The organism is Desulfovibrio sp. 1214_IL3152 (assembly GCF_036763055.1).
In the GTDB taxonomy this organism is placed as follows: domain Bacteria; phylum Desulfobacterota; class Desulfovibrionia; order Desulfovibrionales; family Desulfovibrionaceae; genus Desulfovibrio.
This window is the reverse complement of the sequence record NZ_JBAIYW010000217.1, coordinates 1-5,110: the sequence shown is the minus strand read 5'-3', so window position 1 is coordinate 5,110 and position 5,110 is coordinate 1. Positions and strand designations below refer to the sequence as shown.

The window sequence follows — 5,110 nt, the reverse complement described above, 5'->3', positions numbered from 1 at the left end:
TACATATAGAAGAGGGTCTTGTATCATAGCCGTATGTCCGGCCCCGCGTCGCCTCGCCTACTTGGCCAGGCCCACGGCGCGCCGCTCGCGGATGACCGTTACGCGGATCTGCCCGGGGTATGTCAGATTTTTTTCAATTTTTTCAGCTATATCCTTGCAAAGGATATAGGTTGTGTCGTCATCGACCTGATCGGAGTTGACCATTACGCGTATTTCGCGCCCGGCCTGAATGGCGTAAGCCTTGCTGACACCTTCAAAGCTGGTGGCGATGCCTTCCAGATCCTCCAGCCGCTTCACGTAATTTTCGAGCAGTTCCTTGCGCGCGCCGGGGCGTGCGCCGGAAATGGAGTCCGCAGCCTGCACCAGCACGGCCAGAGCCGTCGAGGGACGCTGATCTTCGTGGTGAGCGGCGATGGCGTGGATGATTTCCTGGCTTTCATTATACTTCTTTGCCAGATCCGCACCGATAAGGGCGTGCGGCCCTTCAACTTCATGGTCCACGGCCTTGCCGATATCGTGCAGCAGCCCGGCTCGCTTGGCTTTTTTCACGTCCATGCCAAGCTCTGCCGCCATCATGCCGCACAGGGCCGATACCTCAAGCGAATGCTGCAGCACGTTTTGCGTAAAAGAGGTGCGGTAACGCAACTGGCCGAGAAGACGGACGATTTCAGGGTGTATGCCGTGCACGCCTGCATCAAATGTGGCCTGTTCGCCCACTTCGCGCACCTGGGCGTCCAGTTCCTGCTCGCACTTCTGGACAATATCCTCAATGCGCGCGGGATGGATGCGTCCGTCCTGGATAAGACGTTCCAGCGCCATCTTGGCGACCTGACGGCGCAAGGGGCTGTAGGCGGAAAGAATGACGGTCTCGGGGGTATCATCAATGATGAGATCCACACCGGTGGCGGACTCGAGAGCGCGAATGTTGCGCCCTTCGCGGCCAATGATGCGGCCCTTCATGTCTTCGCTGGGCAGGGTGACTGCGGTAACAGTCTGCTCGTTTACGTAGTCGCCCGCGTAGCGCTGAATGACATTACAGAGAATTTCCTTGGCCTTGCGGTCTGCGGTTTCGCGGGCTTCCATCTCGATCTGCCGGATCATCTTGGCCGATTCGTGCCGCGTTTTTGCTTCCACTTCCATAAACAACTGCGCCTTGGCCTCGTCAGCGGTGAAGCCGGATATCTGGGCCAAGCGCTGTTCCTGCTCCTCAATGCGGGTTTGCAGGAACATCTCTGTTTCTGAAAGCTGCCGCTCCTTGCGGGCCAGGTCTTTTTCCGAAGCGAGCAGCTCATGCTCCTTGGCGGTAGCTTTTTCAAGCTTTTCCTCAAGGCGTCCGCTCATTTCCTCAAGCTTGCGCTCGCGGGTTTTGACCTCGCGCTCACGCTCCTTGAATTCGTTTTCCAACTCGCGTTTCTGGTTGAACAGGTCGTCCTGCCCCTGGAGCAAAATTTCTTTTTTCTGGGCCTGCGCTTCCTTGCGGGCCTCGGCCACAATGCGCTTAGCCAGATCGTCGGCATCGCCTATGCGCTTTGTTGTAGACCGTTTGCACACCATCGCGCCCAGTGCCGCCCCCAGCACCACAGACGCGAGCAGCGCCGCTATAACTAATGGGTCCATGAATCCAGCCTCTCTTTTATCAATACGGGACCGGCCCTGAAAAGAGCCCGCCCGGCGAACACCGGCAGCCCGTGACGTGCCGCCGTAGCAATTTAGCCCAAAGGGCTGCTGAAACCCTGGCTGGATGCCGCAAACGCGGCAGCATGGATGGTGTTGCAAGAAAGAAGTGAAGACCCCAACGCGGAAGCCGGAACCCAAACTGCTCTGCTTCTGAAATCGGCTTTCCCCAGAGAGCCGTGTCATGCGTGCGGTACAGAACCTGGATAACCAGGTCGGGAGCCAGTATGTCCCCTTCAGGCGTCCCGGTCGCGCCGGGCGTGCACACAGAGGACAGAGACAACTCCCTTTAACATACTTGTCAGGTTAGCACCGAGGCATAAATCACGCGCCCCCCAGGGAAGCGCCCTCGGGATCTAAACAGATCCCTCTATCTTGGAAAGCATGGCGGTTACGCGCTCTTGCACGCCTGCCAGCTCTTTTTGCGATTGCAACAAATCATCCGCCAGTCCAAGGGCCATAAAGGTCAGCAGAATGTCCTTGGTCTGCCCTCCGTGGAACCTCAGCTTCTGGTCAGTAAACCGTTCTTCTACAAGCCTTACAGCTTCCTGCACGCGGTCCATATCTGCACCGGGCTTGAAGGCTATGCTCAGTCCAAGAACGGTAAGGTTGATAGCTTCCTGATTCACAAAAACCTACTCTACGCTGTCATGCTCCTGAATGTTGCGCAACACGGCGTCAATGCGTTTGAGCGCGTGAGCACGCAGCTGCTCTTCATTTTCAAGCGCTTCGCGCAGCCTGTGGTTTTCATCTTCCAGGGCGGCCTTTTCCTCCCCCAAAATGGCAGACTCGGCGCTGATGCGCTCGTTTTCCGCCCGAAGGCGGTCAAGCCTGGCCAGAAGAGCCGCAACTTGCGTCTCAAGCTTTTCCAGAAGTTCCATGCCTGATAAATAGCACCGCACCAGGGCCTTGGCAAGAATGGAAGAGGTAAAGTCGAAAAAAAACCACGCCGCTCGACGCCCGGCGCAACGGGCAAAGCCCGCAGCCAGTAAGCATCCGACTGCGGCAACCTCTGAAAAGACGGCCTCCGCCCTGCCCGACAAGCATATGCCTGCCCGGCCCAAGTCACCCAAAAGGCCGTTCCCTGCAAAAAAGCAAGCGCTCGTCAGGACTTCTTACGCGGCAGATTTCTCTGTTTTTCGCGGGCAATACCCAGTTCCCCGGCAGGCACATCATGCGTGATGACCGAGCCGGCCCCCACAAGAGCGTCGTCCCCCACGCGCACCGGAGCCACCAGGGCGGTATTGCTGCCGATAAAGGCGCGCTGTCCTATCTGCGTAAGATGTTTGTTTTTTCCATCGTAATTACAGGTAATGGCGCCTGCGCCGATATTACTGCCCGCGCCGATTTCCGCATCACCGAGGTAGCTCAGATGGTTGGCCTTGGCCCCCTGGCCCAGGCGCGTTTTTTTCAATTCCACAAAATTGCCCACATGGGACTGCGCCTCAAGAACAGCGCCGGGCCGCAGCCGCGCGTATGGCCCCACCAGCGCACCTTCACCCACATCCGCCCCCTCAAGGTGCGAGAATGAGTGTATCCGCGCTCCACCGCTCACCACACTGTCGCGCAGAACGCAGTGCGAGGCTATGGAGGCCCCACGCAAAATCCGCGAACGCCCATAAATTTCGCAGGGGCCGGTGATCTCCACTCCGGCTTCCACATGAGCCAGAGGCCCCACGCGCACGCTTCCCGCCGCGTGGATGATCACGCCCGAAGCAAGCAGGTCATGCACACGGCGCTCACGCAGGGCTTCTTCCATACGTTCCAGCTCTACGGGGGAATTCACACCCATGAGGCCGTCATCGCGTCCGCAACGCACACCCTGCACATTGTATTTTTCCGCCACGGCCAGCCCGACCAGGTCGGTGATGTAGTACTCGCCGCTCTTGTTGGCATTATCAAGCCGGGGCAGCAGGCATTCCACGGCGTCCAGCGCGCAAAAGTACATGCCCGCATTAACCTCGCCCGTGGGCGGGCCGTAAAGAGCCGGATCGTAGTCCTTGGCCTCGACAATGGCGCGCACGTCATCCCCTTCCCGCACCACCCGGCCGTAGGCTCCGGGGCTATCAAGGTCAATGGTGGCAAAGGCGAGGTCAGCGCCCACGGCCTCGGCCAGGAACTGCCGCACCAGGCTTTCTGAAAGCAGGGGGGCATCGCCGTTGACGACCAGCAGATGGGTATATCCTGCCGCAGTAAGCGCCGGCAGGGCCTGCATGAGGGCATGTCCCGTGCCGAGCTGCTGCTCCTGAAGAACACAGGGAACCTCCGGAAAGGCGGCCCTGACCATCTCTGCCCGGTGACCAGCCACGAGCCACACGTCTTCGGCAAAAACGGGGCGCAAAGCCTCAAGCACACAGGCCAGCATAGGCTCACCCAACAGTGTCTGCAAAACCTTGGGCTTATCGGAATGCATACGGGTGCCTTTGCCCGCCGCCAGAATAAGAGCCGCGTTTTTTGGCATTACTGTCTCCTTAATCTCCACATAAAAACGGAAAACTTCACGCAGTGCAATAGCCCCTTGCCTGAAAAACGGCAAGGAGCCCCTGACGGACCACCGCCACGTGGGGTACCTTAACCAGCAGCCCGCGACTACTGCCGCCACATTGCGGAGTAAAATGACTGGGGGAATGCCAGTCGACATATGAAATAGAAGCCTAAGCGCTTGGCGAAAATACCCACCGACCGCATACGCTGTTCACCAGCGCAAATCTTTTGATGTGCGTTCGCGCGAGCAGGTCATTACGGCCTGCCTGAGGATACTTGCGCCCTCTTCCCGAAAAAAGGGCGCAAACCGAAAAAATGGGAGTTTCTGGTCAAAAATCAGCTAAATAAAAAATAATGAATCAAAGTCATGATTGTTTTTTCCAGGATGACGCATCGAAATCTGATGAATAAACGCATCGTGTACACTGCTTGCCAGCAGGAACTTATGACTTCGTGCATTGCCGTATCGTTAATGGCAAAGCTTTCCGTATGCTGGTGGTCATTGACGAATACAGCCGTGAATGCTTGGCGTTGCATGTGGCTCGCACGATTCGTGCCGAACAGGCCATGCATGTTCTGGCGGATTTGTTTTTGACCCATGTCCGACCGGATAATATTCGTTCGGACTACGGACTACGTACTACGGCCCGGAGTTGTGGCGTTCGTCTTGAAAAAGTTGTTGGATGGGCTATCGATGCAGACTCAATACATTGAGCCGGGAAGCCGTTGGGAAAACGGTTACTGCGAAAGCTTCAACGGAAAACTGCGCGACAAGCTGCTGGACGGCGAGATATTTATTACGCTACAAGAACAAGAGGCTGAAGTTCATTGCTGTCCGGCTAAGGGGTAACAAAAAAGTCCAAAATCTCAGCAGTATGTGGTATAAGAAGTTACCACAACAACTTGCCACACAAGGAGATTTTGGACTTGAGCCATCATACTACACTCTTCT

The 5,110-nt window shown here is 56.9% G+C and carries 6 protein-coding genes and 1 other RNA gene; 2 read left to right on the top strand and 5 right to left on the bottom strand.

What is annotated here, in order from left to right; all coding sequences use genetic code 11:
* Positions 1-57 precede the first annotated feature (57 nt).
* The 5 genes from rny to glmU form a co-directional block, all read right to left on the bottom strand.
* Positions 58-1,617, bottom strand: coding sequence for a ribonuclease Y (gene rny, locus V6C07_RS04625; RefSeq protein WP_333535195.1), 1,560 nt, complete (start codon positions 1,615-1,617; stop codon positions 58-60).
* 219 nt (positions 1,618-1,836) lie between these two features.
* Positions 1,837-2,019, bottom strand: a non-coding RNA gene (gene ssrS / locus V6C07_RS04620) — 6S RNA.
* An 11-nt stretch (positions 2,020-2,030) separates the two neighbouring features.
* On the bottom strand, positions 2,031-2,303 hold the full coding sequence (locus V6C07_RS04615) for a cell division protein ZapA (RefSeq protein ID WP_333535194.1): 273 nt from the start codon (positions 2,301-2,303) through the stop codon (positions 2,031-2,033).
* 6 nt (positions 2,304-2,309) lie between these two features.
* Positions 2,310-2,717: a cell division protein ZapB gene (locus V6C07_RS04610; RefSeq protein WP_333535193.1), complete on the bottom strand. Its 408-nt coding sequence runs from the start codon at positions 2,715-2,717 to the stop codon at positions 2,310-2,312.
* Between the two features lie 62 nt (positions 2,718-2,779).
* Entirely contained in the window at positions 2,780-4,135 is a 1,356-nt protein-coding gene (gene glmU / locus V6C07_RS04605; RefSeq protein WP_333535192.1) for a bifunctional UDP-N-acetylglucosamine diphosphorylase/glucosamine-1-phosphate N-acetyltransferase GlmU, read from the bottom strand.
* Positions 4,136-4,611: 476 nt separating this feature from the next.
* Here glmU and V6C07_RS13385 point away from each other — a divergent pair, with 476 nt between their 5' ends.
* Both V6C07_RS13385 and V6C07_RS04600 read left to right on the top strand, forming a co-directional pair.
* On the top strand, positions 4,612-4,872 hold the full coding sequence (locus V6C07_RS13385) for a hypothetical protein (protein ID WP_442886195.1): 261 nt from the start codon (positions 4,612-4,614) through the stop codon (positions 4,870-4,872).
* On the top strand, positions 4,826-5,008 hold the full coding sequence (locus V6C07_RS04600) for an integrase core domain-containing protein (protein WP_333535191.1): 183 nt from the start codon (positions 4,826-4,828) through the stop codon (positions 5,006-5,008). The genes V6C07_RS13385 and V6C07_RS04600 overlap by 47 nt, the downstream gene beginning before the upstream one ends.
* The last annotated feature ends 102 nt before the right edge of the window (positions 5,009-5,110 follow it).